At 28.8% G+C, this 4,235-nt stretch carries 4 protein-coding genes; 3 read left to right on the top strand and 1 reads right to left on the bottom strand.

From position 1 onward, the window contains the following. The first annotated feature begins 79 nt into the window (after window positions 1–79). Complete coding sequence (locus tag AB2369_RS11895) at window positions 80–889, top strand: GNAT family N-acetyltransferase (RefSeq protein WP_367666695.1); 810 nt, start codon at window positions 80–82, stop codon at window positions 887–889. Between the two features lie 98 nt (window positions 890–987). On the opposite strand, the gene gap is transcribed toward AB2369_RS11895, so the two are convergent. Then, window positions 988–2,022, bottom strand: coding sequence for a type I glyceraldehyde-3-phosphate dehydrogenase (gap, locus tag AB2369_RS11890; RefSeq protein ID WP_367666694.1), 1,035 nt, complete (start codon window positions 2,020–2,022; stop codon window positions 988–990). A gap of 452 nt (window positions 2,023–2,474) precedes the next feature. Here gap and AB2369_RS11885 point away from each other — a divergent pair, with 452 nt between their 5' ends. Then, window positions 2,475–3,386, top strand: a complete 912-nt coding sequence (locus AB2369_RS11885) for an ABC transporter ATP-binding protein (protein ID WP_367666693.1) — start codon at window positions 2,475–2,477, stop codon at window positions 3,384–3,386. A 2-nt stretch (window positions 3,387–3,388) separates the two neighbouring features. Further along, window positions 3,389–4,141: an ABC transporter permease gene (locus AB2369_RS11880; protein ID WP_367666692.1), complete on the top strand. Its 753-nt coding sequence runs from the start codon at window positions 3,389–3,391 to the stop codon at window positions 4,139–4,141. Window positions 4,142–4,235 lie beyond the last annotated feature (94 nt).

Below are 4,235 nucleotides of genomic sequence, written 5' to 3'. Positions count from 1 at the left end.
GTATAACTTAATAATTAACAGGAAAATCCTATAAAAATATAAATAAGGTTAAAAATATTTATAATAAATGGGGGATAACATGGAGAAGATTTTAGAAAAGGCTAAGAAATATAAATATAATTCTTTTAATTATGTAGACTTAGAAGACATTTTAGCTATAGATAAAGAGAATATAATTATAAATGAAGAGTTTATATTTATGTATAGTAACAATGATGAAGGGGTTAGAGGATATTGGGCAGCAGATACAGAAGAAGATTTTATCGTTGGTATTAATAAGGCAATGGATATTATTTATAGTAAGAGCATAGAAAAACCTAGAATATATTTAGAGTTTATACCAGAAAATTTTGTTCTACCTATGGAAAGGTTAGGGTTTAAAGTTAATAGTGAGTTTTTTGATTACTGGATAGATGATTTAAATAATATTAAAAATATTGGTTCTAAAAATTATATAATCCGAAGAATTAAAAAAGAAGAATATGAAAGGGTCAGTGATATAACTAAGGCTTGCTTAGGATACTCAAGGGGATTTAGAGGAGAAGATCATTACTTTGTTAAGGAATGGAATGAAAATGAGGAATCTATTATTCTTGTAGCAGAACTTAATAATGAAGTTGTTGGAGCATGTTTTTTAAACATATATGGACATGAAAGTAGTAAGGGGGCAGTTTTATGGATAAGAGAATTAGCGGTGGAACCTAAATATCACTCAAAGGGAATAGGTAAGGAGTTAATATATAGTGGATTAAAATGGGGAATAGAAAATGGAGCAATGCGAAGCTTTTTAGCTTGTGATACTAAAAACTACAGTGGGATTAAGATATATGAATCTTTTGGATATAAGAGAAAAGAAGGCGAAAGCCAAATTAATATGGATAAAGGGTAATGTGGATTATAATAAATAAAAAGATTTACACCTAAAATATTAAGTGTAAATCTTTTTATTTGTTATGGTAAAATTAAATTAACGGCAAATTAAATTAATTAAGCTATTTTACTAATCTTTAGTGCTGATAATAATTCAGCTACGTGATTAGTTAAATCAACAACTCTTGTGGAGTAACCCCACTCATTGTCATACCAAGCAACAACCTTGGCCATATTTTTATTTATAACCATAGTTGAAAGAGAATCAACTATAGATGATCTGCTATCTCCTTTAAAATCTATAGATACAAGAGGCTCGTCACAGTATCCCAATATTCCTTTTAGTTCATTTTGGGAAGCTGTCTTTAAAGCTTCATTTATGCTCTCTACAGAAACTTCAGATTCAAACTCACAAACTAGGTCCACTATGGATACAGTAGGAGTTGGAACTCTTAAAGCAAAACCGTTAAGCTTTCCATCAAGATCTGGTAGAACCTTACTAACAGCTTTAGCAGCACCAGTTGTAGTTGGAACTATTGAAGTTGCACAAGCTCTTCCACGTCTTAAATCCTTATGAGTTTTATCTAATATACTTTGATCATTAGTATAAGCATGGACAGTAGTCATAAGTCCACTTACTATTTTGAAATTATCATTTAAAACCTTTGCAAAAGGTGCCAAACAATTTGTTGTACAAGAAGCATTAGAGATTATATGATGATTTTCAATATCAAGTTCTCCTTCATTAACTCCCATAACAACAGTTATATCTTCATCCTTTGCAGGTGCAGTAACAACAACTTTTTTAGCTCCAGCTTCTATATGTTTAACAAGAGCTTCACGATTGTTAAATTTACCAGTAGATTCTATTACTATATCAACATTTAAATCCTTCCAAGGTATTTCTGAAGGACTTTGGCATCTTGTTATTTTAATTTCTTTTCCATTAATTATAAGGGTATCTTCCTTAGCTTCAATTTCCCCTCTAAATGTACCGAAGCAAGAATCATAAGTAAACAAATGAGCTAAAGTTTTACTATCCGCTCTAGCATTTATAGAAACAACTTCAAACTTATTATTGTTATTTTCTAAAGCTATTCTTAAAAATGTTCTACCTATTCTTCCAAAACCATTAATTCCTACTCTAATCATGAGTTATCCCCCTTTAAATTAATAAAACCAAACTATATCACTTTACATCTTATGAATAAATAGTATAACATATTTGCTCTTTGGTCAAAGAAAATACTACCTCAAAAAATGGTAAATACCTCAAAAAACCGAAGTTTAATATTATTATACTACCAAATACTAAGTTTTGTGAAGAAATACTATACACTTTTTGATAAATAGAGTATGCTATTCGTTATTTAATTAACAGCCTATTTTATAAAAGTTATGTAAAATGAAGGAAGGGTATAATGATTACATCAAAATTCATATAAAAGTCTTAGAATATTAAGAAAAAAGATATAATTTATAAAATATAATTAAGTTTTAGAAATCATAATGAAAGAAATAATTAAGATTGTTTTATTGGAATTTTAACAATAAATTGATTATAATTATTTTAAATGCCATTTACATTGCAAGAGGAGAGAGCTATGAAGGAAATTTTAAAGGTTAGAAACCTATCTAAAAAGTTTAATGGACACTTAGTCGTGAATTCTCTTAATATGACTGTATATGAAGGAGATATATTTGGATTTCTAGGTCCTAATGGGGCAGGAAAGACAACCACTATAAGAATGATTTTGTCTCTTATAAAATGTAATAGTGGAGAAGTTTATATAAATGGAGTAAGTATAAAGGAGAATTATAAGGAAGCTATAGCTCAAATTTCTGCTATGGTCGAAAGCCCAAGGTTCTATGAAAATTTAACAGCTTATGAGAATTTAAAGATAATAAAGAACTTTCATAAGAATGTAGAGGAAGAGAGAATATCAGAAGTTATAGTTAGAGTTGGATTAAAAGACCATATTGATAGGAAGTTTAAAGAATTTTCTCTTGGAATGAAGCAAAAGCTTGGGCTTGCAGCAGCCTTATTGACTAAACCAAAGCTTATAATATTAGATGAACCAACTAATGGATTAGATCCCCAAGGAATCATAGAATTTAGAGAACTTATAAATGATTTATCTAAAAACGAGAAAATAACCTTCTTTATATCCAGTCATCTTCTTTCTGAGGTTGAGCTTATGTGTAATAGAGTAGCAATAATAAGTAAGGGAAGGGTTGTTATTCAAGGAGCAGTAGAGGAACTCTTGACTTCTAAAAAAGATATATATGAATTTAGAGTAAATGACAAAGAAGGAGCAAAGGAACTTATAGATAATATTGAAGAAGTTAAATTTAATGGCTTCAGTGAAAAAGGTATAGCTATTGAATTAAATAACAAAGAACCTTGGGTAATAAATAAGATTTTAGTTGAGGGAAATATTAAGGTTAATGGGATTAACAGAATAAATAAAAGTTTAGAGGAGTATTTTGTGGAGACCATAGAAGGGGGTAAGTAATAGTGCTTGCTACATTAAATAATGAATTTATAAAGGTTTTTAAAGGGAGTAAAAGATTTAAGTCGTTCCTAATTATATTACTTATAATGTCTACGATATCCGCAATTATAATAAAGCTTGCAAAAGGAAATCCAGCTATAGAGGATGTTATAATCAGCAATATGATTATGTCTATTGAAATATTACCAATATATATAGCAATTCTATCTTCAGATATGATAACAGAAGATTATAGAAATGGTACTCTTAAGATGACAATTCTTCAGCCTATCTCAAGAGGTGAAATAATAATAGGAAAGTCTTTATTTTTAATTATATTTACAGCTTTACTTATGACTTTTAATATAATATTTACAACCTTTTTTGCAGGTTTTATATTAAGAGGAATGCCAGATAGTACAGAGCTTCTTATGTTTCTAGTAAAGGGAATATTAACTTCAATTATATTAGGAGCTTTTGGCATGGTCACTATTTTTATATCTATTATTATGAATTCTTCAGGATCAGCTACAGGAGCAGGTATAGGGGCCTTATTTGCAATAAGGATAACATCAGTGAGTATGGCAACTTTTAAATTGATTCCAAGCAATTTTTCGGGAGTATTTATTACTAATATATTTGATTTGTTTTTAAGAGAAGTTGGTAAAGTTTCTTATGAAAAATTTATAATATCCATGCTCATTGTAGGAGGATATTATTTGAGTTTTTATCTATTATCTAAAAAAACCTTTGAAATGAAGGAAATAATATATTAAGGGGCTGCCGCACTAAGGAATTTACATACAATATATTGATTTGCAAATTTAAAATCAATATATTGTAGTATTTATTCTTAATGCGACAGCCTCT

Source organism: Clostridium sp. (genome assembly GCF_040797585.1).
GTDB lineage: Bacteria > Bacillota > Clostridia > Clostridiales > Clostridiaceae > Clostridium_Z.
This window is presented reverse-complemented; position numbering and strand designations above follow the sequence as displayed.